Source organism: Kitasatospora sp. HUAS MG31 (assembly GCF_040571325.1).
GTDB classification, from domain to species: Bacteria; Actinomycetota; Actinomycetes; order Streptomycetales; family Streptomycetaceae; genus Kitasatospora; species Kitasatospora camelliae.
This window is the reverse complement of sequence record NZ_CP159872.1, coordinates 467,549-493,925: the sequence shown is the minus strand read 5'-3', so window position 1 is coordinate 493,925 and position 26,377 is coordinate 467,549. Positions and strand designations below refer to the sequence as shown.

The window sequence follows — 26,377 nt, the reverse complement described above, 5'->3', positions numbered from 1 at the left end:
TCCGCCGTCATGGTTCGTGGTTCGCGGTTGTGGTCCGGCGTCGTGCCGGGCGGCCGCCGCTCTCCGGCCGGTGGCCCGGGCCAGTACCCGGACGGGCCGGCCCGCAGGTCCTGTCGATCCTGTCGGTCAGGGCGACGCGGATCGGCGGCTCAGCCGGCGGCGATCTCGTTGATCGACCCGCCCAGGATCGACCGCAGCTGAGCCAGACCCCGGTGGGCGTCCGAGCGGACCGCCCCCGAACTCCGCCGGAGGATCGCCGCCGTCTCCTCGATGCTCTGGTCCTCCCAGTACCGCAGCACCAGCACCGCCCGGTACCCCGGCGTCACCCGGGCGAGCGCCGCCATCAGCGCCAACCGCCGGTCGCTGTCCGCCCCGGCGGCCGCTCGGTCCGGCAGCTCGGCACCCGGCACCTCCCCGCTGGAACGCCGCCGCCGGTCGTCGATGTACGCCCGGGTGAGCGTGGTCCGCGCATAACCGAACGCCGCCTGCGGATCGCGCAACCGCGTCCAGCGGGCGTACAGCCGGATCAGCGCGGCCTGCACCAGATCCTCCGCCAGATGCCAGTCCCCGCACAGCAGGTACGCCGTCCGGCGCAGCGCCGCCTGCCGCGCCGCGACGAAATCCTCGAACCCGTTCTCCTGCTCCGGCGACATCCGTCCTCGGCCCCCCTGCCTCGCTCCGCGGCGCTGCGCACCGTCCCTTCATCGGTTGGACGGGACGGGCCGCGCGAAATGTTGCGTCGGGTGGGGACCCGGCCCCCGACCGGCCCGGCGGGGGCGCCCCTCCGGCGACTTCGACGTCCGGTCGGGAGCCGCGTCGGAGCGTCAGGAGCAGGCGTAGACCTGCCAGTCGGCGTCGGCGTACTGGAGGGCGAAGTAGGCGTAGCCGTACCCGGGAGCGGACTGGCAGGCGCTCCAGCGGCCCGCGTGGGGGAGGTACACCTTGAACGCGTGGGCGCCGGAACACCGGTTGTAGACGGTGTAGATCACGTCGGAAGGGTTGCCGCCGGCGCTCGCCCCGGCGCGGGCCCCGCAGAAGCCCGGGTCGGCGGCCGCGGGTGTCGCCGGGGCCACGGCGGTGAGCGAGAGCGCCGTCCCGGCGGAGACCAGGGCCGCCGTCAGGAGCCTGCGGACGGTGGTCTTACGGTTCATCGGGTCGGTCCTGTCCGGTCGGGGGTGGGTACGGGGTCGGGGCGCGGTCGGTGCGCCGGTCGGGCGGGGGCCAGGTGTCCGGGCCCCGCTCAACAGGCGCGGATCTGCCACTCCGTACTCCGGGCCAGGTAGGTGTAGGTGTGGTCGCCGTACGCCGGAACGGTGGCGCAGGCGGTGGAGCGGCCGATCTCCGGGAAGTAGACGGCGAACGCGTATGCGGACGATGCCCGGTGCGTCCAGATGATGCGCACGCGACGGGATGAACTCCCGGGCCCCGCAGGTCGAACTGCCGGGCGCGGTGGGGGAGCGGCGGTGCCGGGCGGGGTCACCAGAGCCGGTCGATCACGCCCGGGTACAGCCCGATGCGGCTGTCGTGGAAGGAGGCCTCGGCCCGCCGGGCCGCGGGGGAGAGGAAGGCGGCCATGGTGACCTTGTCGAACCCGGGCCGGTCGCTGGGGAACGGGTCCTGCGGGGTGCCGCCGACCAGCACGGCGCCGGGTACCAGCCGCCAGCCCGCACTGCGGTAGAACCCCTCCAGCGGGCGGTCGCAGGTGAACAGGCCCAGGTCCAGTCGCTGCTCGCTCATCGCCTCCCGGACCGCGGTCACCAGGCGCCGGCCGTGCCCCCGGCCTCGGATGTCCCGCCGGGTCACCACCGTGCTGAGCCCGCCGGCGGCGAACCGCGCACCGGCGTGCACCAGGTCCTTGGTCAGGATGTCCAGGGCGGCCAGCACCGTCCCGTCCTCCACGAGCAGCAGGGACAGCGGTCGCAGCTCGGGATCGTGGACCGGGGCGTCGAGCGGCGCGGCCTCGCCGGGCGGGGAGGGCCAGGCCTGCTCCTGGAGTCCGCGCACCTGCCGGCGCAGGTCGGACGGGGTGGCGGGCTCGGGGAAGGACAGGATCGGCACCCGCCGATTCTGTCCGGTCCGCCCGCCCGCGCCAAGGCATGTCCGGGGCGCGGGCGGGTGCGCCCTCGGGCCCGGCGGCGGTCTTGCGGCGCTCTGACGGCGGTCTGGCGGTGGCGGTGGCGCGGAATCCCGCCGTTTCGCAGGGGTTCGCCACCCCGGTGGACGGTCGGCGGGCCCGTAGGATCGGTTCCGTACTATCGCTCCCCCGACGGCAGTACACCAGGCCCCCGTGCTGTCATGGCAGATTCGCGCGGGGGCCTCCGTCGTCCCGACGCCGGTTCGCGCGGGGGCTCCGGCCGACGGCTACCGGGGCGGCGTCCCGAAGCGCTGGACGAGTTCGTAGAGCTGCCCGTCCGGGGCGCGGAAGTGTGCGTACCGGCCGTCCGCGTTTCCGAGGTCTCGCCCACCGGTACGCCGGCGGACCGGAGTTCGGCGACGGCCGCGGGCAGGTCGTCCACCAGGAAGCCAGCGAACGTTCCGTGTCGCCCATCCCGCCGGGCGAGGCCACGGCGAAGGTCGAACCGTCCGGCAGCCGGAAGAGGTCCGCCTCCACCCCGTCGACCAGCGCGGGGGTGAGGCCGAGGGTGTCCCGCAGGAACCCGGTCATGGAGCCGCGGTGCTCGGTCGAGGTACCGGCGAAGATCAGTCCGAGGATGCGCATCCGGGCATGGTAGGCCCCGCCTTGCGCGGGACGGAGGGCGAGATTGCCACCGTCTTCACACCGCTCCCCTGGGGGACGCTGACGCAGGTCGTGGGAGTCCGAGTGCCCGAGTGCCCGATGCTCTGTGCGGGGCGGAGGAGGGCGGGCGGGGCCGGACCGGACCCGCCCGCCGACTGGTCACTTCTCGACGACGCCCGAGGCGGCGACGACGATCTTGGAACGGGTGGCGCCGGACGGAGAGCCCAGGGACTCGATCTTCTTGACCAGCTCGCTGCCCTCGACGACCTCGCCGAAGACGACGTGCTTGCCGTCCAGCCACGGGGTCACCACGGTGGTGATGAAGAACTGCGAGCCGTTGGTGTTGCGGCCCGCGTTCGCCATCGACAGCAGGAACGGCCGGTCATGGCGGAGCTGGAAGTTCTCGTCCTTGAACTCGCCGCCCCAGATGCTCTTGCCGCCGGTGCCGTTGCCGGCGGTGAAGTCGCCACCCTGCAGCATGAACTCGGGGATGACGCGGTGGAACGGCGAACCGGCGTAACCGAAACCGTGCTGGCCGGTGGCGAGCTCGCGGAAGTTCTGCGCGGTCTTCGGGACGGTCTCGTCGAAGAGCTTGAAGACGATTCGGCCGGCCGGCGCGCCGTCGATGGTGATGTCGAAGTAGACGTTGCTCATGCCCCTGATCCTGCCACCTCCTCGCACCCTGTCGTGTCTCCCACCCCCTTCGGCAGGGTGTGTCCACCACCGCGACACGCCGCCCGGGTGACCCCTGCCCGGCCAAACCCCGCTGCCGGTAGGGCGGTTCGCTCGTCGCGGACGGCGATGGAACGCGCTTTCGATCGGATTGCGACGTGCCGCCCCCGGACCGGCGTGGCGGGCCCGCGGGCGGCACGAGGTGCGATGGAGGTCGGATGTGCGCAATGATCTGACGGGCGGGATGTCCCAGCGCCTCCCCGAGCGCGTCCAGCCCCTGCTCGTCGAACCCTCCGCGCCCGGGGTTCCAGACCTCGATCTCGAAGCGGGTGAATCCGCACGGCCACGCGTACTCCAGCCGGTCCAGCCGGGTGGCGACGCCACAGCAGGGGACCTCGACGTCGAGCGACCGGAAGCCGTCCTCGCCATGCGCATCGAGGAGGTCGGCCCACCAGGCGAGGTCGATGGAGGAGTCGCAGTCGGGGCAGCCGATCCGTTCGAGGTTCTCGCCGCAGTCGACGGCTGTGACGCTCCCGTACCAGCTGACCTCGACCTCGGCGTCGCTCTCCTCGTCCTCGTCCTCGTCGGCGCCGGTGTCCGAGGTTCCGGCGAGGAGGTCGGCGACGAGTGCCGCGGCACGGTCGGCGGCGGACGGATCCGGCTGCCACCACGGGTCGGTCGGGATCACCGACAGGACGTCGTCACTCATGAGCTCACTCCTCGTCGCCCGCTTCGCCGGGCGGCGGGATGCCACCGAAGGCGCGTCCGGCCGCGTCGTCGGGCCGGTGGCCCGGCCGGTGGGCCGGGCCACGGCGGGTCAGGCGTGGCAGCGCAGCATCTCCAGCGGCGGGTGGGTGAGGAGGTCCGCCCAGAACTCCTCGCCGTACGTGCGGAGGCCGGCCTCGGAGATCTGCAGCGGAACCCACTCCACCCCGGCGAAGCCGGCCGCCCCCAGGCACTCCTCGTACACCTCGCGGCGCGGGACGGTGGCGACGATGCTGATCGGCTCCGGGTCGAGGAGGGCCGTCACCCGCGCCCGGGGCCCCGCCTCGGCCTCCTCGCCGGAGGGCTCGCAGCGGAACCCGTAGCTGGCCAGCGATGCGCAGTCGAAGGCGTAGTCGGGCTTCTGGGCGAGCACGAAGAACTCCCCGCCGGGCACCAGGCTTCGGTGGATGTTGCGACACATCCGCTCCAACCCGGCGATGTCCTCGGCGTAGTTGAGACACTGCACACCCGGTGCGATGTCGAACTGCCGTTCCAGCGGCCGCAGTTCGGCCACATCTCCGACCTCGTACCGCACGCCCAGCGGGTCGCGCCGTTCGATCTCCCGTGCGGCGGCGACCATCTCGACGGAGATGTCGACGCCGAGGACCTCGGTGGCGCCACGCCGCTTGAACTCCCTGCTGTAGAAGCCGGTCCCGCACGCCAGGTCGAGCACCGACCGGCCGTTCACGTCCCCGACCATCCCCAGGAAGCTCGGCACCTCCCCGTACTGCATCAACGGCAGGGACTTGAACCCCTCGAACGCCTCGCCGATCCTGTCGTACTGCTGCACGCTCACGTGCCGCCCCCTCCTGCTCGGTCCGGTACGCGGCCGGGCCGGTCTCCGGAAGCGGAGGCCCGCCGGGCCGCTGTCGTGGCGGAAAGTCTCCTCCGCCCGGTCCGGCCGCCGTACTGTCCGATGGCACAAGAAGTCGGCCGGGCGACGCGGGCCGGGCCGTAGGTCCACTCCAGGATCGCGACCGGGCCCGGGCCTCCGGAGCCTGCGGTGGCCATGGCGCTGCGTAGCGGCGGCGGTACGGCAGGCCACCGTGCGCCACGGGTTCACGACCGCCGGCGCCTGCCGGGCTCCGCGGGATCGATGCGGCCCGTCACCCCGCGGTCCGGACGCGTGAACCGGTCTGTCCCCTCTTACAGGCGGAGCGAAGTCGAGCGCGACGGGCGACCGCCCGACCGCGCCCGGTCGCCGGTGTGGCGGCGGTCACCGCAGGGCGGACGGGGTCGTGGGTGGCGCCGGTCACGTCCCCGGACCCGCCCGCGTGGTCCGGGTCACCTGGCGGGCCGGCGAAACGGCGCGCGTGTGCCCGGGACCACAGGGGTCGCCGGGGGTGCGACGGGTGGGCTGGGGGAGGGGTCGCGGCGCCGTGGGCGCCGATGGCCGGGCGGCGGCCGGTCGACGCGGGCGACCGCATCAACATCCCTTCAGTGCAGCCGAGTTGGGTGATCCCAGGCGGCTCGGCGATCTTCCCGGGACGGCGTCGAAGGCCCCGGTTCGGGCGGTTTCGGGCCGCCTGGGGCGCCCTGTGAGCTTGTTCATAGCCGAGCGGGTCCGGCGGCCCGCCGACCGGCCCCCTTCCCGGCCCAACTCGCCGTGAGGCAAAAGTAGTTCGTGTGGCGACGATCTTCCGATTCGGGCGTTTCCCAGTGATCTTGAGGGGTTTGCCCGAGTTCGGAAAGTCCTCCAGGATCGGTCGTGGCGCCCCCCGGAGCGGATCTGCTCCCGAGGGCGTCTTTGCGCAGCAACCACGACGAGGGCTGCGCACGCCGGTTGGCGAGGTACGCCGCCGGAGATCACCCACCCGGGTCCGAGGGCGCTGCCGTGCGCCTGCTCCGGGATGCAGTGCGGGTGATCCACGACACCTCGGAGGTAATCGGACGTGCGTCGAATCCCGCAGAGCCTGCGCCGGCTTCCCGGAATCCTCGTGAGCCACCACCGCGTGCCGGACGGTCTGCTGACCGTGGGCGTGCTGGGTGCCGTGGTGCTGGGGACCGCCGTGCCGGTCAGCCAGGCCTTCGGTGACGACTCCACCCCGCCCGCCGCCGTGGCCTCCCAGCAGGCGGACGCCGCTGCGGACCCGGCCGCGCAGGCCGCTCAGGCCGCGCAGGCCGAGGCCGAGGCGGCCTCCCGTTCCGCCGAGCGCGCCCCCGCCCCGGAGGCTGCCGCCCCGGCCGCCGAGGCCCCGGCCCCCGCCCCGGCCGAGCAGCCCGCCGCTCCGGCGCCCGCGCCCGCCCCGGCTCCGGCCCCCGCGCCCGCCCCGGCTCCGGCGAAGAAGGCCCCCGCCAAGCAGGCCCCGGCGAAGCAGGCCCCGGCCGCGAAGCCGGCCGCCCCGAAGCCGGCCGCCCCGGCGAAGAAGAGCTACCCGAACAACCTGGACGGCTGGATCGCCGAGGCCCGTGACGTCCTCGCCGCCGCCGGCAAGCCGGTCCCGTCCGCGAAGGCGATGCGCGCCACCGCGATGGCCGAGTCCACCGGCAACCCGAACGCGGTCAACGGCTGGGACAGCAACGCCAAGATCGGCACCCCGTCCATCGGCCTGACCCAGATGATCCAGCCGACCTTCAACGCCTTCGCGCTGCCGGGTCACAAGGACATCCGCAACCCCGTCGACAACCTGGTCGCCAGCTCGCGCTACTGCGACGCCACCTACGGCGGCATGGACAAGATGGCCGCCGCCCGCGGCTACGGCGCGTACTGGCGGGGCTACTAATCGGCCCCTGTCCCGTCTGCCACGCCCGCTCGGCGCGCCGAGCGAGTACCCCGGCCCACCCCGCACACCGCGGGGTGGGCCGGGGGCGTTTCCGGACGGCACCGGCGCCGGCCGGCCCTCCGTCCGGGCATGGGCGGCCGGCGTCCGTCACCGGCCGGTCGCGCCGCGTGCCGACGTACGCCGCCGTGCCCCGCGCCGACGCCTCCGGCCCCGCCGCAGCGGGTGCCCCGAGGGGTGGGCTGCCCGGTTGTCGGGGCCGATTCGGGGGTGGCGTACGCCCTGGCGTGAACCGTGGCGGATTCGCTCGGCTCCGCCACCCTGTCGGGTGTCCGGCGGGCCCGTAGGATCGGTTCCGTACTATCGCTCCCCCCGACGGCAGTACACCCGGCCCCCGCGCTGTCATGGCTGATTCGTGCGGGGGCCCGCTCATGTCCGCTCGTGTCCGCGCCCGGGTCACGCGGTGGGCGGGGGAGTGCGGTCCGTCACCGCACGGCGGAGAGTGTGGCGTAGACCACCACGTTGCCGAGGTAGCCGGTGCGCCTGGTGTAGCCGCCGCCGCAGGTGATCACGCGCAGTTCGGCGCGGACGGTTGCGGGAGAGGCGGGAGGCAGGGGGCTCAGGACCGGCCGCCGGCCCGCATCCGCCGCCGGAGCTTCATCGCGCCGCCCGCCGCCGCCCCGGCGATCAGCACCCCACCCAGGGCGGTCCGGCCGGTGTCCGCCTGCGCCGTGCCTCCGCCGCCGGCCGCGACCGCGCCGCTCGGGTGCCGGGTGACGGCGTAGGTCCCGGTCATCTTGATCCGCGGCGGGCACTTCACGGTTATCGTGTCGCTGCCCGCCCGGGCGTCCGCCGGCACCTCGAACGTGCCGGCGAGTTCGCCCTTGTTCGCGCCCTCGAACAGGTGGAACGTCCCACCCGCCTCGGTGCTGCCCTTGCCGTACGTCACGTCCGGCCCGCAGGCCGTGGTGCTGACGGTGACGGTCGAGCCGGGGGCCGCGCGCTCCGGGCTTATGCGGAGGCCGGCCTCCTCGGCGGAGGCGGTGGGGACCGACAGGGCGAGCGCGCCGAGGGCCAGCGCGGAACCGTGGACGACACGTGCGGTGTGCATGGGATCCTCCGGGGGGAGCACGTGGCCGCTTGTCCGTGGCGGGCTGGGGGCGTGCTCTCCGATCGAGGAGATCGACCAACCGTCGGCTCCGCAATCGGGCGAGCGGGCGCCGGCCTCGCCCGAACGGGTGGACCGCACGGAGGTCCGCGCAGGTCACGGGAGTCGGGACGGGCGTCGCGCGGAACCCCGCGCCGGGTCGTGCCAACGGGTGGCAGGTCCTCAGCCGGCCGCGCCTCCCCGCGCAGCGCGACCGGGCGGGGGAGCGGGGTCGGCACCCCGGCTCCCCGGGCCGTTCGACCCGCTCCCTAGAGTGATCACCGTGGCGGTGGACGCGGATGTGGCAGTGGTGGGGGCCGGGCCGGTCGGACTGTGCGCCGCGCTGCTGCTGGCGCGGGCCGGGCTCGGCGTGGTGGTGCTGGAGCGGCGGGGCGGCCCGGTCACCGAGTCCCGCGCGACGGACCTGCACGCGCGGACCCTGGAAGCCCTCACGCCGAGCGGCCTGGCCGCCGCGCTGCACCCGCTCGGCCGCCGGGTCGACGCGGTGGAGATGTGGGCGCAGGGGCGCCGGCTCGGGGGCTTCGGCCTGGCCAGGCTGCGCTCCCCGTACCCGTACATCCTCACCGTCCCGCAGTGCGCCACCGAGGGGCTGCTCGCGGCCGAGGCGGAGCGGCACGGTGTCCGCGTCCACCGGTCGGTGGCCGTCCACGGCGTCGAGGAGGACGCGCAGGGCGTCACCGTCCGGGCGGACACGGTGGGCCGGCTGCGCGCCCGCTGGGTGGTGGCGGCCGACGGGGCGTCGAGCGTGATGCGCGCGCTGAGCGGGACGGAGTTCCGGGGGCGGACGTACCCGGGCACCTGGCGGCTGGCGGACCTGCGGGTGGAGGGCCCGTCGCTGGACCCGGCCCTGGTGCACATGGTCGGCGGGCCGCGCGGGCTGATGGTGGTGCTGCCGATGCACCTGGACGGCTGGGCCCGGGTGGTCCTGCACCTGCCGCAGGGCGGTCCGGAGGCGGACGGCGAGGAGGGGGCGGCGGCGCTCACCGCCGAGGCGGCGGCCCGGGGTTGGACGGCGACGGTCCGCGAGTGCCGCTGGACCAGCACCTTCCGTACCCACCGGCGGCTGGCCGGGCCGCGCGGCGCCCGGCGGGTGCTGCTGATCGGCGACGCGGCCCACGTGTGCAGCCCGATCGGCGGGCAGGGCCTCAACCTCGGTCTGCGGGACGCGGTCTCGCTCGCCTCGGTGCTGCCCGCGGCCACCGCCCGCACGGCCGGTCCCGCGGCCGACCCGCTCGCCGCCTGGCGGCGCCGGCGCCGGGCCGACGCGCTGGGCGTCCTCGCCCGGACCGACCTCGCCACCCGCGCCTTCACCCTGCGCTCCGGCCCCGCCCGGGCCGTCCGGGACGCGGCGGTGCGCGGCGCGCTGACCACCGTGGCCGGGCGCCGGCTGATGGCGGAGTCGATCGCCGGGCCGCGGCCGGCGGCTGGCTGACCACCGGACGCGCCCGCCCGGAATTCGGTGGCACGGCGGGGCTGTCCGGCGTCATCCTGGCGGGATGATGATCCGAGAGGCCACCGTCGAGGACTGGCCTGCCGTGTGGCCCTTCTTCCACCGCATCGTCGCCGCCGGCGAGACCTTCACCTTCCCCGTCGACCTCACCGAGGAGACCGGCCGCGACTGGTGGATGCTGCACGCCCCGAACCGGACGGTCGTCGCCACCGACGCGACCGGCCGGGTCCTCGGATCGGCCAAGATGAACAACAACCAGGCGGGCAACGGCTCCCACGTCGCCAGCGCGAGCTTCATGGTGGACCCGGACCACGCCGGTCGCGGCGTCGGCCGCGCGCTGTGCACCCACGCCCTGGAGTGGGCCCGGGCGGAGGGCTTCCGGGCGATGCAGTTCAACGCCGTGGTGGCCACCAACACCCGCGCGGTGGAGCTGTACCGGTCGCTCGGCTTCGCGATCGTCGGCACGGTCCCGGAGGGCTTCCGGCACCCGGCCCGGGGATTCGTCGACCTGTACGTCATGCACCGCGCGCTCTGAGGGTCGCCGCCCGCCGCCAAGGCGGATCATGACGGTACGTCAGGTGCTCCGGGGTGGGCCCGGGGTACGGCGGTCAGCCCAGCAGGACGCCCGGGTTGAGGATGCCGTGCGGGTCCAGGGCGTCCTTGGCCGCCCGCAGGGCCAGGGCGAAGGGCTCCGGGCGCTGGCGGTCGTACCCCGGGCGGTGGTCGCGCCCGACCGCGTGGTGGTGGGTGACGGTGGCGCGGTGCCGGAGCAGCACCTCGCCCGCGACCGCCTTCAGCTCGTCCCAGACGGCGACCTCCTCGCCCGGCCGGCCGGCCGCGAGCACGGTGAAGTACGGAGCCGCGCCGTCCGGGTAGACGTGGGTGAGCCGGCAGTTGACGGTGGCGGGGTGGCCGGTGAGCTCCCGGGCCGCCCGGCCGACCTCGGTCCGGACGGCGTCCACCAGCGCGGGCAGCCGGTCCCAGGTGGTGGCCGTCTCGAAGGTCTCGGCGATCGCCCCCATCCGGGCCAGCCCGTCGCGCAGGTACGGCATCCGCAGGAACGCGGACCGCCAGGCGTCGACGGCACCGGGCTGCGCGGAGCCGTCCCGCGCCGATCCGGACCGGGTGCCCGGCGCGCTCGCTTCGCCGTCGGTGCGGCCGTCGTGGGTGCAGCCGCCGTGGGTGCGGGCCAGTCGACCGCCCGGGCCAGCAGGTGCTCCACGGGCGCGCCGGCGGACTCGAACCCGAGGACCAGCACGGCGGAGCCGTCCCGGGCCGCGCCCGACAGCAGCGCCTCGCCGGGGTCGAGCAGCCGGCAGTTGGCAGGGGAGAGGTCGGATTGGGCGATCTCGCGGACCGCGTCCAGCGCGGCCGTGAAGTCGGCGAAGGAGACCGCGGCGGAAGCCTTGTACCGGGGCCGCTCCTGCAGCCGCATCCACGCCTCGGTGATCACGCCCAGGACCCCCTCCGAACCGAGGAACAGGCGGTCCGGGGAGGGCCCGGCGCCGGAGGACGGAAGCCGCCAGGACTCGCCGATGCCCGCCGGCGTGACCACCCGCAGCGACTGGGCGAAGTCGTCGATGTGGGTGCGGACGGTGGCGTAGTGGCCGCCCGCCCGGGTGGCCAGCCAGCCGCCCAGGCTGGAGAACTCGAAGCTCTGCGGGAAGTGGCGCAGCGTCAGGCCGTGCGGCCGCAGCTGGTTCTCCAGGTCCGGGCCGAGCGCGCCGGCCTGGATGCGGGCGGCCCGGCTGACGGTGTCGATCTCCAGGACCCGGTCCATGGCGGTCAGGTCCAGGGAGAGCACGGCCCGGTGGGCGTCGCCGCGGTACTCCACCCCGCCGGTGACCGAGGACCCGCCGCCGTACGGGATCACCGCCACGCCCTCCTCGCCGGCCCACTCCAGCAGGTCGGCCACCTCCTGGTCGCAGGTCGGCAGGGCGACCAGGTCAGGGATCCGGCCGGGTGCGCCGCGCAGGGCACGGACGACGTCGCGGTACGCCTTGCCCATGGCGTGGGCGGCGCGGGCGCCGGGGTCCTCGGTGACCAGGTGCGCCAGGCTCTTCGGCGGTTCGACGGCGGGCCGGCCGATCCGCAGATCGGCGATCCGCGGGACGGGCAGGGGTCGAGCCAGGGTGCCCGGGAGCAGGGCGCCCATGGCGATGCACTCGGCGTCGTCCGGGTGCGCGTCGGCCCACCCCCAGCCCCACCAGGAGCGGAGCCTTGCGGAACGGGACCTGGGCGCGTACGAGGGCGTGGGCGTGGGGTCGGTCATTGGTGCAGCCTCCGGTGGGTGCCACGAGGAAACTTACCTGAAGGTAAATTACCTTAGGGTAAGATCAAGGCCATGACCATCCCCACCGGTTCGGCCGGCCCTTCCGGCAGCCCACGTACGCCGGGACCGTCCGGTCGTGCGAGTGCGAGTGCGAGTGCGCCGGGCCCGGCCGGGACCAAGGGCGTCCCCCGGGCCGTCCGCGAGCAGCAGATCCTGGCCGCCGCCACCGAGGAGTTCGGACGCCGCGGCTACGCCGCCGCCAACCTCGCCGCCATCGCCGCCCGGGTCGGGGTCACCAAGACCCTGCTGCACCAGTACTTCGGCACCAAGCAGGACCTCTACCTCGCCTGCCTCGCCCCCGCAGGCGACCTGCTCCTCGATGTCATCCGCACCGCCATGGCCCAGGACGGCGGCCCCGTCGGCCCGCGCACCCCACTGCTGGTGCTGCGCGGCATCTTCACCGTCCTCGAAGGCCGCCGCGAGGCCTGGTTCGTCCTGTACGACACCTCGCTGCCCCCCGACAGCGAACCCGCCCGCGTCGCCGCCCACTACCGCGGCGCCATCGACCGGCTCGCCGCCGCCGGCACCGCCGACCTCCTCCGCGCCGCCGGCAGCACCGACCCGCTCGACGCCGACGCCCTCGCCCACGCCTGGCGCGGCCTGGTCACCGCCCTGGTCCGCTGGTGGATCAAACACCCCGACCAGTCCCCGGACGCCATGGCCGACCGCTGCGCCCGCCTCTTCGCCGCCACCGGCCGGGCCTTCGAGTAGGCCGTCCGCCGTCCGCCGTCCGTCGCCGCGTCGCCGGCGGACGCGTCCGGGGCGACGCCTGCGAAGCGCCGGGCCCCGCGACACGGTGCTGTCGCGGGGCCCGGCGCTTCGGTTCGTCAGGCGGAGGTCAGGACGGGCCGTCCCGCCGGGCCGCCACCCGGTGCCGCCACCAGAGCACGGCCGCCATGGCAGCAACGGCCGCCATCGCGCCGGAGCCGATCCGGGCCAGCACGGTATCGGTCGCCCCGTCAGGGTCGAGCGCCGCCACGGCAGGTGTGTGCACGCTCAGCGCGACGGCGCTCCAGCCGACGGCCGCGGCACCCCACAGGAAGGCCAGAATCTTCGCCCGCGGTCTGGCCCAAGTCGCCGCGGTACGTGTGATGTTCGATTCCATGGTTCACCGTAGAGCCTGTCTGAACAGCCGATCCCCTGGCAGGTCGACGCGAGTTGACGGACGTGGCGTGGGAAGAGGGCGAGCTCCTTTTGCCGCAGGTGGTGGGCGTGTGGCCGTGCGTGACGCGACTACCGGCACGTGGTCGACGGGGAGCTGGAGCGGTGGCAGACCGTCTACGAGCGGTTCGCCCGCCGGGAAGCGCCCATTCGCAGACGCACCGGGCCTCGGCCGGTCCTGGGAAGGGCCGACCGCGAGGACACCTCCGATGGTGGGTGCCGGGGTAGCCTGCCTGATCGTCGAATCTAGGGGGCAGGTCCGTGATCCAACTTCCCGAAGGATCGTGGTGGGACTGGGACGTCGTCGAGTGGGCCCCGTGGGTGCGACCGCCCGAGGAATGATCGCCAGTCGCTCGGCCTGGGTGGCCACCATGCTGAGCTATCCCCCTGCGGCGGGGAAGGCGGCGTGCTCCCGCCCCGGATCGACAGAATGCACCTTGACATCGGCTCCGGGGTCAAGGCCGCCCACGCGGACTACCCGGTTCTGTTCGACACCACCAGCAATTGGTCGGCCGAGACCGGCCCGGATTCAGCCGAGCCGGCGGCACCTTCAGGGGGTTCTCCTGGTCCGGGCCGTGCAGTGGTGGCAGTAGACGACGTCGACCGGCCCGCCGGAGCGAGCCTGTGCCATGGCTCGCGCACAGGACACGGCGGACAGCACGCCCAGGGCGAACAGCATCGCGCCTGCGGCATGCCCCGTGAGCAGCGGTTTGACGGCCAGGACGAGAAGCACCGCCGCCGCCAGGAACCGCACGAACCCCTGGCCCCGGACCACGGGCCGGTGCCACTCGCGGAACACGGAGATCTCCGTCGTCTCCTCGCACCGCGGGCAGCCCGCCCCGGCGCCCCCGCCGGCCCCCGCCGTCTCGAACAACAGCTCATCCGTCACACGGCCACCCTACGGCGTACGTTCAGGGGGACGGGCGGTGAGCATCGAAGAGCTGTCGGGTCCGGCGGCGTCGGGCGCGTACGGCGGTCGCCTGTGGGTATCGTCCGGGCCATGGGTGACCTGGCAGGGCGCTGGCGGGAGTTGAACAGGGCGTACTGGGACGAGCGGGTGCCGGTTCACCTGGGCACCGCCTTCTACGGCATGGAGGGGTTCCGGGCCCGGCCCGATTCGCTGAAGGGCTTCGAGACGGCCGAGATGGGGGATGTCCGGGGCAGGAGCCTGATCCATCTGCAGTGCCACTTCGGCCGGGACACGCTGTCCTGGGCGGCGCGGGGAGCGCGGGTCACCGGGCTGGACTTCTCTCCGCCCGCGATCGAGGCGGCTTCACGGCTTGCGACCGAACTCGGCCTCCACGCACGCTTCCTGACCTCGGACGTCTACGACGCGGTCGCGGCGGTCGAGGGGGAGATCTTCGACATCGTGTACGCCAGCTTCGGCGCGCTGAACTGGCTTCCCGACATCACCCGCTGGGCGTCGGTGGTCGCCGAACTGCTCGCCCCCGGCGGGTGTCTGTACCTCGCGGAGTTCCACCCCTTCAGCTTCGTCCTCGACGACGAGACCGGGAGCCGGGTCACGCACGACTACTTCGACGAGGGCCCGGAAGCCTCTGGCGGCCCCGGCACCTACGCCGACGAGGCGGCCGTGACCGAGCACAACGACACCGTCGAGTGGCGGCACAGTCTGGCGACTGTCGTCTCGGCGATCGCCGGGGCCGGGCTGCGGATCCGGTTCCTTCACGAGCACGACCACACCTTCTACCTCCAGCGCCAGTCCCTCGAGTGCCACGACGGCGACATCTATCGGCACCCCGAGGGCGCTCCGCGGTACCCCCTCACCTACTCGATCCGCGCCGAGAAGGCCTGAGCCGCTCGGTCCGGCGCCTGGAAGGTCCGCCGTGCGGCCGGGGGGTTACTCGACGGCGACCGCGTCCGCCGCGGTGGGTCCGGAGCTCGCAGGCGGTGTGCAAAGGGCCCGGCGGACGGCGTTGCGGAGCCAGCGGTGGGCTCCGTCGGCGGTGTGCCGGGGGTGCCAGGCCATGCCGATGGTCAGTGGTGGCAGTACCAGGGGGATGTCGAGGAGCCGCAGTCCGAGGGCGTCGGCGTCGTGGGTGAGGGGCGAGGGCGCGGCGCCGGAGGGTGTGGCGGGTACCAGGCAGACGAGGTCGCTGCGGGTGGCGAGGGTCATCGCGGCCAGGTGGCTGGGGAGGACGACGCTGACCCGCCGCTGGAGGTCCTGTTCGGCCAGGGCGGTGTCGAGGGGGCCGGTGAACCGGCCGCGGCGGCTGACCGTGACGTGCTGGGCGGCGGCGAGCCGGGCCGGGGTCAGCGGCCCTTCGGTGAGCGGATGACCGGGTCGGACGGCCGCGACCATGCGCAGGCTGACCAGTTCCTCGACCTGGGTCTCGGGGTCGACGTGGTCGATGGATCCGACCTCCAGGTCGATCCGGCCGTCACGCAGCGCGGGTCCGGCCTCCCACTCCTCGGCCCGGATCCGGAACGCGACCCCCGGCGCCTCCCGTTGGGCGATCTGCAGCAGTCCGGGGGCCAGGGCCGCGCCGACCAGGTCGGCGGCCTGGAGGGTGAAGGTGCTGCGCAGACCGGCGGGGTCGACGCTCGTACCGGGGCTGAGCAGCGCTCCGAGGCTGCGGACCACGGCGGCGGCCTCCTCGCGCAGGGCCTGGGCGCGCGGGGTGGGGACCATGGTCTGTCCGGCCCGGACCAGGAGCGGGTCCTGGAGGATGCGGCGCAGCCGCGCGAGGGTGCGGCTCATGGCGGCGGGCGAGGTGTGCAGGCGTGCGGCGGCGCGGGTCACGCTGTGCTCGGCCAGCAGAGCGTCCAGCGCGATGGCGAGATTGGCGTCGATCACCGGATCCGGGCTGTTCACCAGCATCATTCCATTTCGAGCAATGATTCAGTGCCGAAGTTCCCATTGTGGCATCACGGCGGGCCTCAGCAGGATGAGGGACGTACCGAACCGGCACGACCTGCGAGGATTTCATGATCGTCATCACTGCCCCCACCGGGAACATCGGCCGTCACCTGCTCGCCCGGCTCCTGGAATCCGCCCCTGTCGCGGGCGAGGAACTGCGCGTGATCGTGCGCGATCCCGCCCGGCTCCCGGACGCGGCGCGCGGCCGGGTCGAGGTGGTCACCGGCTCGCACGCCGACGCCGAGGTCCTCGACCGGGCGTTCGACGGTGCGGACGCCGTCTTCTGGCTCGTCCCGCCGGACGCCTCCCTGACCCCGTACGACACCTGGAGCGGTTTCACCCTCCCCGCCGTCAAGGCGCTCGCCGACCACGGCGTCGGCCATGTCGTCGGCGTCTCCGCGCTCGGCCTCGGCGCCTTCGAGACGGCTGACGGACCGTCGGCCGAGGTCCAGGACGACACCCCGGTCCGGCTCTGGCGGGCCGACCGCGCCGGTGCCGGACAGCGGGAGGAGCTGGCCGCACTACTGGAGGACCGTGCGGTACGGCCGTTGGTGCGACAGCTCGATGGCTGACACGGTCCGGCTTCCGTCCGTGACCCACCGAGAGAGGAAACCCCGTGATCGTCGTCGAACACGAGCTGACGGCCCCCTGGGAAGCGGCGTCGAGGCCGGGTGAGTCGAGGTTGACGGCGGGTGGGTCCGGTTCGCGGGGCGGGGGTGGGGAGATGCCGGCGTCGGTGAGGAGTCCGTCATGCCGGTCCAGTGCGGTGCGGACCAGCGGGCCGACAGGAACGTTCACTTCCTTGGTCGGCCGTCGTGCGGGGGAGCGTCGCGTCGGGAGCCGTTCAGAAGCTGCGGGACAGGGCGAGGTCGCGTCGGGCCGTGCGGACGTCGAGGAGGTCGAAGCCGTCCCGGTGGCGCACCAGGTGCTGGACCTCGTCGGAGCCCGAGTACCGCAGGAACCCGACCCAGCCCTCGGTGGTCGCCAGACGCAGCAGCCACTCGACCACCTCCATCGCCATCCCGAACTCGTCCTCGTGGATGCAGACCCGGACGGTGAGGGCCCAGGGGGTGCCGCCGTCCGGGTACACGCGGTTCGCGGGCAGGAGGAGGGAGACGTCGGTGCCGTCGAACCCGTGGCTCGGGGTGTTGCCCGCGAGGACGGGCCAGGGGTAGCCCCAGGACTCCCAGTCCGCCGAGGTGAGCTCCGCGGGCTGCTCGGTCTCGCCGAGCAGCCATCGCAGCTCGGCGAGTTCGGCGGCCGGCAGGTCGCCCGGCAGCTCCAGCGCAAGGAACAGGTCGTGGTAGTCGCTCACACCGCGGACCTTAGCGCCCGCCCCCGACAGGCGCGGCGGCGACCGGTGATCCCCGAGCCGTCGCCCACGGAGGCCACGTCGGAGGCCATGTCCGGAGGTCAGGGCCCGGCGGGCGGACGCGGCACGGAGTCGGCCGTGAACGCCTCGGCCAGGGCGGTGGCGACGGAGTCGACGAGCGGGTCGGGGGCGGACGGGGTGCGCCGGGCCAGGACGATCCGGCTCGGCGGGTGCCCGGTGACCGGGACGAAGGCGACGCCGGCCCGTGCGTGGCGCCGGACGGCGCCGGCGGGAAGCAGCCCGACCGCGCCCTCCCACAGGACGGCGTGCAGGCACTCCTCGACCGAGGCCACCACCGGGCCGGGCGCGTCCTCCCCGGCGGCCAGCCAGTACGCCCGCCACCGCTCGTCGGTGCCCGGTGGGAGTCGGAAGCGCGGGCGGCCGGCCAGCTCCGTGACCGGCAGGGACTCCCGGGCCGCCAGCGGATCGTCGGCGGGCAGGACGGCCACCACCGGCTCCGCGCCCAGCACCCGGACCGTCAGGCCCGCGGTGTCGAAGGGCAGCCGGGTGATCGCGAGGTCCACCCGGCCCTCCCGCAGACCGGCGGTCGGGTCGGTGACCGGGGCCTCGCGCAGGCGTACCCGCAGGCCGGGCCGGTCCCGCCGGAGTGCGGCCAGGGCCGCCGGGCCGACCTCCAGGCCCGCGCCGGCGGCGGTGCCGACCACCAGCACCCGCCCGGCCTCGGCGTCGCGGACCCGAGCGCGGGCGCGCTCGGCCCGTTCCAGCAGGTCCCGGGCCTCCACCAGCAGCACCTCGCCCGCCGGGGTGAGCCGCGCCCCGGTGGGGACCCGGTCGAACAGCCGGCAGCCGAGGTCGGCCTCCAGGTCCCGGATCCGCCGGCTGAGCGGCGGCTGGGCGAGGTGCAGCCGGGCCGCCGCGCGGCCGAAGTGCCCCTCCTCGGCCACCGCGACGAAACAGCGCAACGCCCGCAGGTCCATGACCGGCCACGATACCGAGACCGGTACCGCACCCCCGAAACGGGTCTTGGACACCACCGGCGCCAGGGCGGTGGGGTGGTCCCAGGCGCCGGGCGACGGGCCCGCCGCCACCCGGCCTCCGAGGAGCACCCGTGTACCAGCACCCCGACGACCTGCACCGCGCCCGCTCGGTCGGCCGCGCGGCCCCGGCGGAGTTCGCCGCCTGGCTGGCCTTCCAGGAGGCCGTGGACCGGGAGGACGGTGCCGTGCCGCGGCGCTACCGCGAGCTGATCTCGGTGGCGGTGGCGCTGGTCACCCAGTGCTCGTACTGCCTGGACGTGCATACCGCCGCCGCCCGGCGGCACGGGGTCACCGCCGAGGAGCTCGCCGAGACCGCGTTCGTGACCGCCTCCGTCCGGGCGGGCGGCACGCTGGCGCACGCGCTGCTCGCCGACCGCCTCTTCGCGCAGCACGCCCACCCCGAGGCACGTGGCGACGGGCCGTCGGACGGCTGAGGGAGAGACCTCCCGGCCCCGAACGGCCCACCGCCGCGGCGCGGTCAGCCCACCCGCCGGGTCACGGCCGCCAGGTCCGGGTCAGGACCGCCAGGTCGGGGACATGACGATCGCCCTGAGCTGTTCCAGGCTGAGCGCCGGGGTGCCGGGCCGGGCCGTGTAGCCGTTCTCGCCGTTGGCCTCGGAGATCGACACGCTCCGGCCGTCCGGGTAGTACACGGCCGCCGTCCAGTACAGGATCGTGTCGGTCGCGGACTTGCCGTTCCCGTGCTGGTTGGTGACCACCAGGGTGCCGTCGGCGAGGTGCTCGCGCTGGGCGAGCGGCCCGGCGGAGCCCGGCGAGTCCGCGTACTGCTTGTCGCTCAGACCGCGCTCGCCCGCGGGCGCGGTGGTCACCGAGAGCATGCTGGTACGGCCCTCGAAGGTCACCATGAGGTGGGCCCCGTCGCCGGCCTGCGGCTTGCTGTTCTGAGCGCCGGGCGGCAGCAGCGGGACGAGCGTGGCCAGCAGCTCCGCCGGTGCGGCGCCGGTCGGATCGGCCTTCGGGGTGGGCGTGGTGCGGGGGGTCGGCAGCGCGTCGAAGAGCCGGCCCCAGGCCGGAGCGGTGACCAGCGTGCGCAGCTGTTCGGCGTCCAGCGGCGGGTTCGGCCGGTTGGGTCGGGACGGCTGGCCGTTGTGCTCGATGATCATGATCCGGCGGCCGTCCGGGGCGGCCCAGGTCGCCCGCCACTCCTTGTGGTCGGCCTGATGGCGGTCGCCGAGCTTGTCGATCACCACCACCGAGCCGTCCGGGGCCACCGTCCGCTCGCAGGACTCCTGCGGCGACTGGAAGCCGTCCATGCAGACGGCGGACTCGTCCGGCGTCTGGCTGGTGTACTCGACGAAGTAGCTGATCCAGCTGGCGCCCTGGCCGTCGTCGAAGTCCAGCGTCCCGTCGGTCCGGTACCGGTTCCCGTCCTGCCCGGCCACCCCCGGCTCCGCGATGTACTGGCCGTGCACGGTGCCCGGCGGCAGCAGCCCGCTGACCAGCGCGAGCGACTCGTCGGCGGTCATCGGGTGGGCCGGCTGGACGGCCGGAACCACCGGCTGCCCCGGGATGCCGAAGGAGGCCGCGCTTCCGGCGGCCACCGCCAGCAGCAGGCCGCAGGCCACCAGCACCCGCTGCCGGTTGCGCCGGCGGCGGCCGACCCGGGCGGCGTCGGCGGCCAGGGTGTACAGCGCCTGGTCGGGTGTCAGGTCCGCGGCCTCCCGCAGCGCCCGGGTGAAGTCCGCCTCCAGGGACTGGGCACCGGATCCCCCGAACTCCTCGTCAACTCGCACGGCGAAGCACCGCCTTCCTGCCGGTGGGGCCCGCGTCGGACGGGCCGGGTCGGACGCCGGCGAAGTCCTCGCCGAGCTTGTCCCGCAGCCGGGCGAGCGCCCTGCTGCTGCGGGAGCGGACGGCGGTGCTGCTCTGGCGCAGCGCCGCCGCGGTCTCCTCCACGCTGCGGTCCTCCCAGAACCGCAGTACCAGGACGGCCCGGTCCTGGGCGGGCAGTTCCGCCAGGGCCTGCAGCAGCGTCAGCCGCAGGGCCGGGTCCGGCCCGTCGACGGCGATCTCCGTGAAGGAGTCGGTCACCCGCTCCGTACTGCTGCGCCGCCTGCGGTGCGACAGGAAGGCGTTCACCAGGACGGTCTGGGCGTAGCTGCTCGGGTTGTCCAGCCGGGATATCCGGCGCCACTTCACGAAGACGCGGCCGAGGGCCTCCTGGACGAGGTCCTCGGCGAGGTGCGCGTCACCGCCGGTGAGCAGGAAGGCGGTACGCAGCAGGTGTTTTCCCCGGGAGGCGACGAAGGCCGGGAAGTCGGGTGGCTCCGACCCGACCGGTGGCTCCGCGCTCATTGTTTGGTCCATGCCCAAGTAAACGCGGCGGGGCGGCGGCCGCGTGGCACCGGTCGGGCGGGAACTTTTCCGGTGGGGCGCCGGCCGGCAGCCTCCGGGCGGAGGGAGGAAGACCGCTCTGTCGATCTGACGATCAGTCAATTAGTCTGTGGACCATGGATCTGGAGAACTTGGGACCACTGAAGCCGGACGCCGGGGGCCTGCTCGTCGGACTGGCCTGTTTCTTCCTGATATTCGCGGTGTTCGGCAGGTTCCTGGTGCCGAGGATCGAACGCACCCTGGCGGCCCGCCGGGACGCCACCGAGGGCGGCATGGAACGCGCGGAGGCCGCCCGGGAGGAGGCCGAGCGCGTCTACCGCGAGTTCCAGGCCGACCTGGCGGCCGCCCGGCACGAGGCCGCGGCGATCCGGCACGCCGCCGCCGAGGAGGGTGCCGCGCTGGTGGCCGCGCTGCGCGCCGAGGGGACGGCGCAGCGGGAGCGGATGGTGGCCGAGGCCCGGGTGCGGCTGGCGGCGGACCGCGTCCTCGCCGAGGCCGAACTGCGCCACGATCTCGCTGAGTTGGCCACCGAGCTCGCCGGACGGGTGGTCGGCGAGCCGCTGGCCGGGCTGCCGCGGACGGTCGCGGTCGCCGAGGAGTTCTTCGCCGAGGTCGACGCCAGGACCGCCTGACCCTTCCGCCCCTTCCGCCCCTTCCGCCCCTTCCGCGCCTTCCGGCCGGGACGTCAGGTGCCCGACCCGCCGCCGATCGCGTCCAGGACCGACCGGGCCGTCCATCGCCCGGCCGCCCCGGGCCGGGTGGCGAGGTACTCGGCCGAGCGCGCCGGACCCCAGCCGTGCGCCTCCGCCAGGCCGCCGGCGAAGTTGCGCAGGTACGCGGCGGAGGGGGCGTTGAGGTCCGCGTCGGCGAGGGTCCACGGCGCGGTGAAGGTGCAGACCGGGATGCCGTCGAGCGCACCGGCGCAGACCAGCGTCTGGTACCGGCCGGGGCCGAGCCGGTCGCGGCCGGCGGACAGCGCCCGGCTCAGGTCCAGGTCCGTCCCGGGCTCCCGGCGCATCTCCTGGGCGGCGATGTCGCTGAACTGCCCGGCGGTCACCAGGTACGCGCGGGCGGGCATCTCGCCGTCCTGCGCCGGGTCGTAGAAGCCCATCCCGCCGCCCCACACCGGCGACTCCAGGGCGAAGTACAGCAGGCCGGGCAGCAGCACCGGCACCGCCAGCTGCGGTCGCCGCCGGTCCCGGCAGCCCGGGTAGGTGCGGGTCCCGCCGGGCGGCCGGCCGCCCTCGATGTAGTACGCCAGCCGCGAGGCGTGCATGTTCGAGCCGTACGAGGCGTACCAGACCACGCCGCCCGTCTCCCGGTCACCGGGCAGCGGCTCGGCCCGCCGCGGGACGGGGGCGGGGCCCGGGGGCGCCGGCGGCGGGTGGGCGTCGGCGGAACGGCGGATCTCGTCCATGGTCGAGGACGCTATCCGGCGGCGGCCCGGGAGCGGCTGATCCCCACGGGGGAACTCCGCGGGTCGGCGGGACCGGAGCCGGGGGATTCGTCCCGTCCTGGGCCCGGGTGGAAGGTTCGTGCGCTGAACTCTCCTGAACTGTGCGGAACACCCCCGCGTCGTGCGGTGGCGGGCGCTACGGTCACCGCAGGAAGATCACCGACACGGGGGGAACCATGACCGCGCCTCGACCCTTGGCCACACTCCGGACCACGCCTCAGACCGCGCCCGACGTCACGGACGAGCGGTTGTGCTGGCTGCTGGTCCGCGACGACCTGGCCCGCAAGGCGCGACGGGGCGGCTGGTGGTGGCGCCTGCTGACCCTGTCCCAGGGGGACAGCCGGGCGACGAACTGGCCGGACACCGGCGAGGTGGGCGAGCCGCGCCGCGGGATGGCCGCCACGCGGATGGTCGACGCCTTCCAGGGGATGCACGGGGAGGGCCGCCCGCTCGGCGACGCCGCCGGGGAGATGCGCCGCGAACTGGCCTCCGGCCGGATGGCGGACTACGCGCTCGCCGTCGACGACACCGCCGAGACCCTGACCGCCGAGGAGCGCCGCACCCTCCGGGCGGAGCGCACCCTCCCCGCCCGGTTCATGCCGGAGGTGGAGCGCCGCTACCAGGAGATCCGCAAGCGCGGCTGACATCCCGGCGGGGTGCGGGGACAGTGCCCGGGCCCGCGCGTCACGGACGTCCGCCCGGGGGGACGGTGGACGGGGCGGAGGAGCGGGAGCGGGCCGGGTCGGGCACCGGGGTGGGGGTGAGTACCGGACCGCACATCATCAGCCGGCCCGCCGCGTCGTACGCGCAGGTGGGGTTGCGCGACGGCACGGTGTTGTCGCTGTTCGGGTGGTCGGTGCGGGGGCTGATCTGCCAGCGGGGGACCGCGGTCGAGGTCGCCCGACGGGTGGCGGCCGGTCCGGTGGGGGCGGAACCGGCGGCCCCGGGCGTGTCCGGGGCAGCGGTCAGCGAGGGCGACGGGCTCGGCGCGGCGTCGAGGGTGGCGTCGGGCGTGGGGGAGAGGGTCGGGGACGGGGTCGCCGCCGGGTCCGGCTCGGCGGGCGGCGCGCCGGTCGGAGCGGCCACCGGCGGCTCGGGGCGGTCCTTCGACCCACCGCCGAGCGCCCAGCCCGTCGCGGCGGCCGCGATCAGCGCGCCGCCCGCCAGCGCGAGCGCCAGCCGTCCGCGCCGTACCGCCGCGCCGCCTTGGCCGGACTCCTCGTCCGGCCGGTCGACGGAAGGGGAATCGGACACCGCCACCACTCCTCGCACGTCCCGCCGTCGTCGCGGCGTCTGGTCGCGCGAGCCTAACGATCACGCGGCGCGGCCCGGACGGCGCCCCCCCGACCGGGCCCGGAGGAGTCAGGGGACGGTGACCACCACCTTGCCCCGGATGTGCTTCCCCGCGAAGTCCGCGACCGCCCGGACGGCGTCGGTGAACGGGTAGCGGGCCCCGATCTCCACCCGTAGCGAGCCGTCGGCGGCCCGGCGCGCGAGGTCCTCCAGGTCGCCGGGCTCCGGGTCGAAGGACCCGATGTACACCGGCGTCACCCCGCGGTCCAGCGCGGCGGGGCCGAACAGCGGCGACACCAGCCGTCCGCCGGGAAGGGCCGCCCGGGCGCTGCCGGCCAGGCCCTCCCCGCGGTTGACCAGGTCGACCACCACGTCCACCCCGTCCGGCACCCGCCGGAGGGTCTCCTCCACCACGTCCGCCGCCCGGTAGTCGACGGTCTCCGCGGCGCCCAACTCCCGGACGTAGGAGGCGTCCGCCTCCGTGGCGGTGGCCACCACCCGGGCGCCGAGCGCGTGCGCGAGCTGGACGGCGTACAGCCCGATCCCGCCGGTGGCGCCGATCACCAGGACGCTCTCGCCCGCCCGCAGGCCGACCGCGCGCAGGAGGCAGACCGCGGTCATCCCGGACTCGGGGATGGCGGCCGCGCGGACGCCGTCCAGCCCGTCCGGCCGGTGGGCCAGCCGCGGGCCGGCTGTGGCGACGGTGTACTCCGCCACCGAACCGGCCTGGCCGACGAACCCGAGCACCCGGTCCCCGAGCGTGTACCCGGTGACCCCCGGACCCACCTCGGCCACCGTCCCGGCGACGTCCATCCCGACCACCAGCGGGTGTTCGGCCGGGTACAGCTCCTTGGCGGCGCCCGTGACCAGCATCAGGTCGAGCGGGTTGAGCGCGGCCGCCTCGACCTTCAGCACGACCTGGCCGGGCCCGGCGGAGGGCGTCGGCACATCGGCGAGGGTGAGCCGGTCCAGCGGCTGGTACTCGGTGGCGACGAGGGCTTTCACGGGCGACTCCTGGCCTGGCGCGGAGGAGGCCGTGCCGCGGGGCTTCGGGCCGCGGACGGCTCGGGTGGGCGGCGGTCGCGTCCCACCGGCGTGCGCGTCACGGCGGAGTGCGCGGCTGCGCGGCCGGACGCCGATCCGTTTCTACGCCACCCGGCCCGCCGGAGCGGGGAGACCGACCGGCGGGGTGCCGCCCGCGACACGTTCGGCGCAACGCCGCCGCGCGGCCGGTCACCGGCCGTCAGGTCCGCCGGGCGGCGAGGCGGGTCAGCGGGACCACCGTCAGCGCCACCAGGGCGCCGCCCAGGGCCAGCGCACCGAACCCGCCCGCCGCGACCACCGGGCCGGACAGCAGCCCGCCCGTACAGCCCGCCACCGCCAGGCCCGTGTCGGCCAGGCCCTGGGTGGCGGCGCGCCGCTCCAGTGGCACCGCGGCCGTGACGACGGCGGTGCCGCTGACCAGCCCGAGGTTCCATCCCAGGCCCAGCAGGACCAGCGCCGTCGCGAGCGCCGCCACCGAGTCCGGTGGAGCCAGCGCCGCGAGCAGGCCGGCCGCGCCCAGGACGGCCCCGGAGGCGGCGGCCACCGGCAGGGCGCCCAGCCGGTCCACCAGCACACCGCTCAGCGGGGACGGCAGGAACATCGCGCCCACGTGCAGCGCGATGACCAGCCCGGTGGCGCCCGTGCCGTGCCCGTGCGCGTCCAGGTGGACCGGGGTCATCGTCATCACGGCGATCATCACCAGCTGCCCCAGCAGCATGACCGCCAGCCCGGTCCGCACCCCCGGCCCCCGGGGTCCGCCGCTCAAGCCCGCCGCACTCCCGTCCCGGCGGCCGTCCAGGGGGAGGGCCGCCGCCCGGGCGCGGGCGAGCCGCAGCGGGTCCGGCCTCAGCAGCGACCCCAGGACCACCGCCGCCAGCCCGTACGCGAGCGCGGCCAGCAGGAACGGGCCCGCCAGACGCGGAACGCCCCCGTGCTCGGCGACCCGCCCGGAGACGGTCACCAGGTTGGGCCCGACCACCGCGCCGAGGGTGGTGGCGAGCAGCACCAGGCTCACCGCCCGCCCCCGCCGCTCCGGCGAGGCCAGGTCGGCGCCCGCGTACCGGGCCTGCAGATTGGTCGCCGTCCCCGCGCCGTACACCAGCAGCGAGACCAGCAGCAGCGGCACGTGGTCGGCCGTCACCGCCACCACCACGCCGACGCTGCCCACGGCCCCGGCCGCGTAGCCGGCGGTCAGCCCGGGCCGGCGGCCCCAGCGCTGGCACAGCCGGCCGATGGCCAGCGCCCCCAGCACCGACCCGCCGGTGAACAGGGCACTCGGGACACCGGCCAGCCCGGTCGACCCGAGCATCTCACCGGCCAGCAGCGCCCCCACCGTGATCCCCGCCGCCAGCCCCGCGCCGCTGAGCGTCTGGGAGACCGCAAGGACGGCCAGCACCCGCCGCTGCTCCGGGAGTTCGGGCGGCCGGCGGCCGGCCCCCGCGGTACCGGCGGCCGCGGCGGCGGCCGTCACGCGGACGTCAGCGGCGTGAGCGCCGAGATCTCCTCCAGCGTCATGTCCATCTCCTGGTGCAGGTAGCGCACGATCGTCCAGTGCGCCGGCGCGCCCTCGTCGAACGGGCCGAACTCCCGGCAGTACAGCGGGATCCAGCGCAGCGCCTCCTCGGCCGCCCGCTCCCGGCCGGGTTCCTGCTGGTACGCCTCGTAGGCGATGCTGCGGTGGTGGATGAAGAACCCGCCCGGCAGGCGCTCGCACAGCGCCGGGTACTCGCGGGTCTGCAGGATGAGGTAGTGCCAGACCTCGTCGATGTGCTGCTCCACGGGCAGGAACAGGCCGGCGAGCCGGTCCCGGTACCGGGAGACCAGGTAGAGGTAGCGCAGGCACTCGGTGACCTGCCGCTCGGCCTCCGGGCCGCTCGCTCCGGTCCGGGCGACGGTGTACGCGGTGGCCTCGGCGTACATCTCCTCGCCGAGCAGGGCCCGGAGGTCCTCGGCCGTCACGGCGGGCCGGGTGGTCT

The 26,377-nt window shown here is 75.0% G+C and carries 28 protein-coding genes and 2 pseudogenes; 9 read left to right on the top strand and 21 right to left on the bottom strand.

Annotation, left to right across the window (positions count from 1 at the left end; all coding sequences use genetic code 11):
• Positions 1-149: 149 nt before the first annotated feature.
• The 6 genes from ABWK59_RS02390 to ABWK59_RS02365 all read right to left on the bottom strand — a co-directional run bounded on the left by ABWK59_RS02390 (position 150) and on the right by ABWK59_RS02365 (position 4,970).
• Entirely contained in the window at positions 150-653 is a 504-nt protein-coding gene (locus ABWK59_RS02390) for a SigE family RNA polymerase sigma factor (protein ID WP_354637580.1), read from the bottom strand.
• Positions 654-824: 171 nt separating this feature from the next.
• Positions 825-1,151 (bottom strand): hypothetical protein, encoded by a 327-nt coding sequence (locus ABWK59_RS02385; protein WP_354637579.1) that lies wholly within the window; start codon positions 1,149-1,151, stop codon positions 825-827.
• A gap of 89 nt (positions 1,152-1,240) precedes the next feature.
• Positions 1,241-1,402 (bottom strand): hypothetical protein, encoded by a 162-nt coding sequence (locus tag ABWK59_RS02380; RefSeq protein WP_354637578.1) that lies wholly within the window; start codon positions 1,400-1,402, stop codon positions 1,241-1,243.
• 74 nt (positions 1,403-1,476) lie between these two features.
• Positions 1,477-2,058 carry a GNAT family N-acetyltransferase gene (locus ABWK59_RS02375; protein ID WP_354637577.1) on the bottom strand — a complete coding sequence of 194 codons (582 nt, stop codon included), beginning with the start codon at positions 2,056-2,058 and terminating at the stop codon, positions 1,477-1,479.
• Positions 2,059-2,896: 838 nt separating this feature from the next.
• Positions 2,897-3,391 carry a peptidylprolyl isomerase gene (locus ABWK59_RS02370; protein ID WP_354637576.1) on the bottom strand — a complete coding sequence of 165 codons (495 nt, stop codon included), beginning with the start codon at positions 3,389-3,391 and terminating at the stop codon, positions 2,897-2,899.
• An 835-nt stretch (positions 3,392-4,226) separates the two neighbouring features.
• Complete coding sequence (locus ABWK59_RS02365; protein ID WP_354637575.1) at positions 4,227-4,970, bottom strand: class I SAM-dependent methyltransferase; 744 nt, start codon at positions 4,968-4,970, stop codon at positions 4,227-4,229.
• Positions 4,971-6,111: 1,141 nt separating this feature from the next.
• Between ABWK59_RS02365 and ABWK59_RS02360 the strand changes: the two genes are divergently transcribed.
• The gene (locus ABWK59_RS02360; protein ID WP_354637574.1) at positions 6,112-6,897 is read left to right on the top strand and encodes a transglycosylase SLT domain-containing protein; all 786 of its coding nucleotides are present in this window, start codon (positions 6,112-6,114) and stop codon (positions 6,895-6,897) included.
• 482 nt (positions 6,898-7,379) lie between these two features.
• Here ABWK59_RS02360 and ABWK59_RS02355 read toward each other — a convergent pair.
• Positions 7,380-7,481: pseudogene (locus tag ABWK59_RS02355) on the bottom strand (class F sortase); the annotation flags it as partial.
• A 32-nt stretch (positions 7,482-7,513) separates the two neighbouring features.
• Positions 7,514-8,005 carry a sortase gene (locus tag ABWK59_RS02350; protein WP_354637572.1) on the bottom strand — a complete coding sequence of 164 codons (492 nt, stop codon included), beginning with the start codon at positions 8,003-8,005 and terminating at the stop codon, positions 7,514-7,516.
• A gap of 319 nt (positions 8,006-8,324) precedes the next feature.
• Here ABWK59_RS02350 and ABWK59_RS02345 point away from each other — a divergent pair, with 319 nt between their 5' ends.
• Complete coding sequence (locus ABWK59_RS02345; protein ID WP_354637571.1) at positions 8,325-9,494, top strand: FAD-dependent oxidoreductase; 1,170 nt, start codon at positions 8,325-8,327, stop codon at positions 9,492-9,494.
• 64 nt (positions 9,495-9,558) lie between these two features.
• The gene (locus tag ABWK59_RS02340) at positions 9,559-10,047 is read left to right on the top strand and encodes a GNAT family N-acetyltransferase (RefSeq protein WP_354637570.1); all 489 of its coding nucleotides are present in this window, start codon (positions 9,559-9,561) and stop codon (positions 10,045-10,047) included.
• A 73-nt stretch (positions 10,048-10,120) separates the two neighbouring features.
• Here ABWK59_RS02340 and ABWK59_RS02335 read toward each other — a convergent pair.
• Positions 10,121-11,784, bottom strand: a pseudogene (locus tag ABWK59_RS02335) (FAD-binding oxidoreductase).
• Between the two features lie 72 nt (positions 11,785-11,856).
• Here ABWK59_RS02335 and ABWK59_RS02330 point away from each other — a divergent pair.
• A complete protein-coding gene (locus ABWK59_RS02330; RefSeq protein WP_354637569.1) occupies positions 11,857-12,555 on the top strand; it encodes a TetR/AcrR family transcriptional regulator in 699 nt (232 codons plus the stop codon).
• A 127-nt stretch (positions 12,556-12,682) separates the two neighbouring features.
• Here ABWK59_RS02330 and ABWK59_RS02325 read toward each other — a convergent pair whose 3' ends face one another.
• Positions 12,683-12,949: a hypothetical protein gene (locus tag ABWK59_RS02325; RefSeq protein ID WP_354637568.1), complete on the bottom strand. Its 267-nt coding sequence runs from the start codon at positions 12,947-12,949 to the stop codon at positions 12,683-12,685.
• A gap of 606 nt (positions 12,950-13,555) precedes the next feature.
• Complete coding sequence (locus tag ABWK59_RS02320; protein WP_354637567.1) at positions 13,556-13,894, bottom strand: hypothetical protein; 339 nt, start codon at positions 13,892-13,894, stop codon at positions 13,556-13,558.
• A gap of 111 nt (positions 13,895-14,005) precedes the next feature.
• On the opposite strand from ABWK59_RS02320, the gene ABWK59_RS02315 reads away from it, so the two are divergent.
• Positions 14,006-14,818 carry a class I SAM-dependent methyltransferase gene (locus ABWK59_RS02315; RefSeq protein ID WP_354637566.1) on the top strand — a complete coding sequence of 271 codons (813 nt, stop codon included), beginning with the start codon at positions 14,006-14,008 and terminating at the stop codon, positions 14,816-14,818.
• Positions 14,819-14,863: 45 nt separating this feature from the next.
• Here the strand turns inward: ABWK59_RS02315 and ABWK59_RS02310 are convergent, their stop codons facing one another.
• Positions 14,864-15,847 carry a LysR family transcriptional regulator gene (locus ABWK59_RS02310; RefSeq protein WP_354637564.1) on the bottom strand — a complete coding sequence of 328 codons (984 nt, stop codon included), beginning with the start codon at positions 15,845-15,847 and terminating at the stop codon, positions 14,864-14,866.
• Between the two features lie 104 nt (positions 15,848-15,951).
• On the opposite strand from ABWK59_RS02310, the gene ABWK59_RS02305 reads away from it, so the two are divergent.
• Positions 15,952-16,455, top strand: coding sequence for an SDR family oxidoreductase (locus ABWK59_RS02305; RefSeq protein ID WP_354637563.1), 504 nt, complete (start codon positions 15,952-15,954; stop codon positions 16,453-16,455).
• A gap of 272 nt (positions 16,456-16,727) precedes the next feature.
• Here the strand turns inward: ABWK59_RS02305 and ABWK59_RS02300 are convergent, their stop codons facing one another.
• Together ABWK59_RS02300 and ABWK59_RS02295 are read right to left on the bottom strand one after the other, a co-directional pair.
• A complete protein-coding gene (locus tag ABWK59_RS02300; RefSeq protein WP_354637562.1) occupies positions 16,728-17,198 on the bottom strand; it encodes a hypothetical protein in 471 nt (156 codons plus the stop codon).
• 98 nt (positions 17,199-17,296) lie between these two features.
• Positions 17,297-18,304, bottom strand: a complete 1,008-nt coding sequence (locus ABWK59_RS02295) for a LysR family transcriptional regulator (protein ID WP_354637561.1) — start codon at positions 18,302-18,304, stop codon at positions 17,297-17,299.
• 20 nt (positions 18,305-18,324) lie between these two features.
• On the opposite strand from ABWK59_RS02295, the gene ABWK59_RS02290 reads away from it, so the two are divergent.
• On the top strand, positions 18,325-18,687 hold the full coding sequence (locus ABWK59_RS02290) for a carboxymuconolactone decarboxylase family protein (RefSeq protein WP_354637559.1): 363 nt from the start codon (positions 18,325-18,327) through the stop codon (positions 18,685-18,687).
• Positions 18,688-18,768: 81 nt separating this feature from the next.
• Here the strand turns inward: ABWK59_RS02290 and ABWK59_RS02285 are convergent, their stop codons facing one another.
• A complete protein-coding gene (locus tag ABWK59_RS02285) occupies positions 18,769-20,007 on the bottom strand; it encodes a hypothetical protein (RefSeq protein ID WP_354637557.1) in 1,239 nt (412 codons plus the stop codon).
• Positions 19,997-20,569: a SigE family RNA polymerase sigma factor gene (locus tag ABWK59_RS02280; RefSeq protein WP_354637556.1), complete on the bottom strand. Its 573-nt coding sequence runs from the start codon at positions 20,567-20,569 to the stop codon at positions 19,997-19,999. Before ABWK59_RS02280 ends, ABWK59_RS02285 begins: the two co-directional genes overlap by 11 nt.
• 155 nt (positions 20,570-20,724) lie before the next feature.
• Between ABWK59_RS02280 and ABWK59_RS02275 the strand changes: the two genes are divergently transcribed.
• Positions 20,725-21,240 (top strand): hypothetical protein, encoded by a 516-nt coding sequence (locus tag ABWK59_RS02275; RefSeq protein ID WP_354637554.1) that lies wholly within the window; start codon positions 20,725-20,727, stop codon positions 21,238-21,240.
• Between the two features lie 53 nt (positions 21,241-21,293).
• On the opposite strand, the gene ABWK59_RS02270 is transcribed toward ABWK59_RS02275, so the two are convergent.
• The gene (locus ABWK59_RS02270; RefSeq protein ID WP_420492723.1) at positions 21,294-22,025 is read right to left on the bottom strand and encodes a histone deacetylase; all 732 of its coding nucleotides are present in this window, start codon (positions 22,023-22,025) and stop codon (positions 21,294-21,296) included.
• A 233-nt stretch (positions 22,026-22,258) separates the two neighbouring features.
• On the opposite strand from ABWK59_RS02270, the gene ABWK59_RS02265 reads away from it, so the two are divergent.
• Positions 22,259-22,708 carry a hypothetical protein gene (locus ABWK59_RS02265; protein WP_354637552.1) on the top strand — a complete coding sequence of 150 codons (450 nt, stop codon included), beginning with the start codon at positions 22,259-22,261 and terminating at the stop codon, positions 22,706-22,708.
• Positions 22,709-22,748: 40 nt separating this feature from the next.
• On the opposite strand, the gene ABWK59_RS02260 is transcribed toward ABWK59_RS02265, so the two are convergent.
• The 4 genes from ABWK59_RS02260 to ABWK59_RS02245 all read right to left on the bottom strand — a co-directional run bounded on the left by ABWK59_RS02260 (position 22,749) and on the right by ABWK59_RS02245 (position 26,321).
• Positions 22,749-23,318 carry a hypothetical protein gene (locus tag ABWK59_RS02260; protein WP_354637550.1) on the bottom strand — a complete coding sequence of 190 codons (570 nt, stop codon included), beginning with the start codon at positions 23,316-23,318 and terminating at the stop codon, positions 22,749-22,751.
• Between the two features lie 108 nt (positions 23,319-23,426).
• Positions 23,427-24,362, bottom strand: a complete 936-nt coding sequence (locus ABWK59_RS02255; RefSeq protein WP_354637549.1) for an NADP-dependent oxidoreductase — start codon at positions 24,360-24,362, stop codon at positions 23,427-23,429.
• A 238-nt stretch (positions 24,363-24,600) separates the two neighbouring features.
• Positions 24,601-25,872 carry an MFS transporter gene (locus tag ABWK59_RS02250; protein ID WP_420492722.1) on the bottom strand — a complete coding sequence of 424 codons (1,272 nt, stop codon included), beginning with the start codon at positions 25,870-25,872 and terminating at the stop codon, positions 24,601-24,603.
• A complete protein-coding gene (locus tag ABWK59_RS02245; RefSeq protein ID WP_354644804.1) occupies positions 25,869-26,321 on the bottom strand; it encodes a hypothetical protein in 453 nt (150 codons plus the stop codon). The genes ABWK59_RS02250 and ABWK59_RS02245 overlap by 4 nt, the downstream gene beginning before the upstream one ends.
• Positions 26,322-26,377 lie beyond the last annotated feature (56 nt).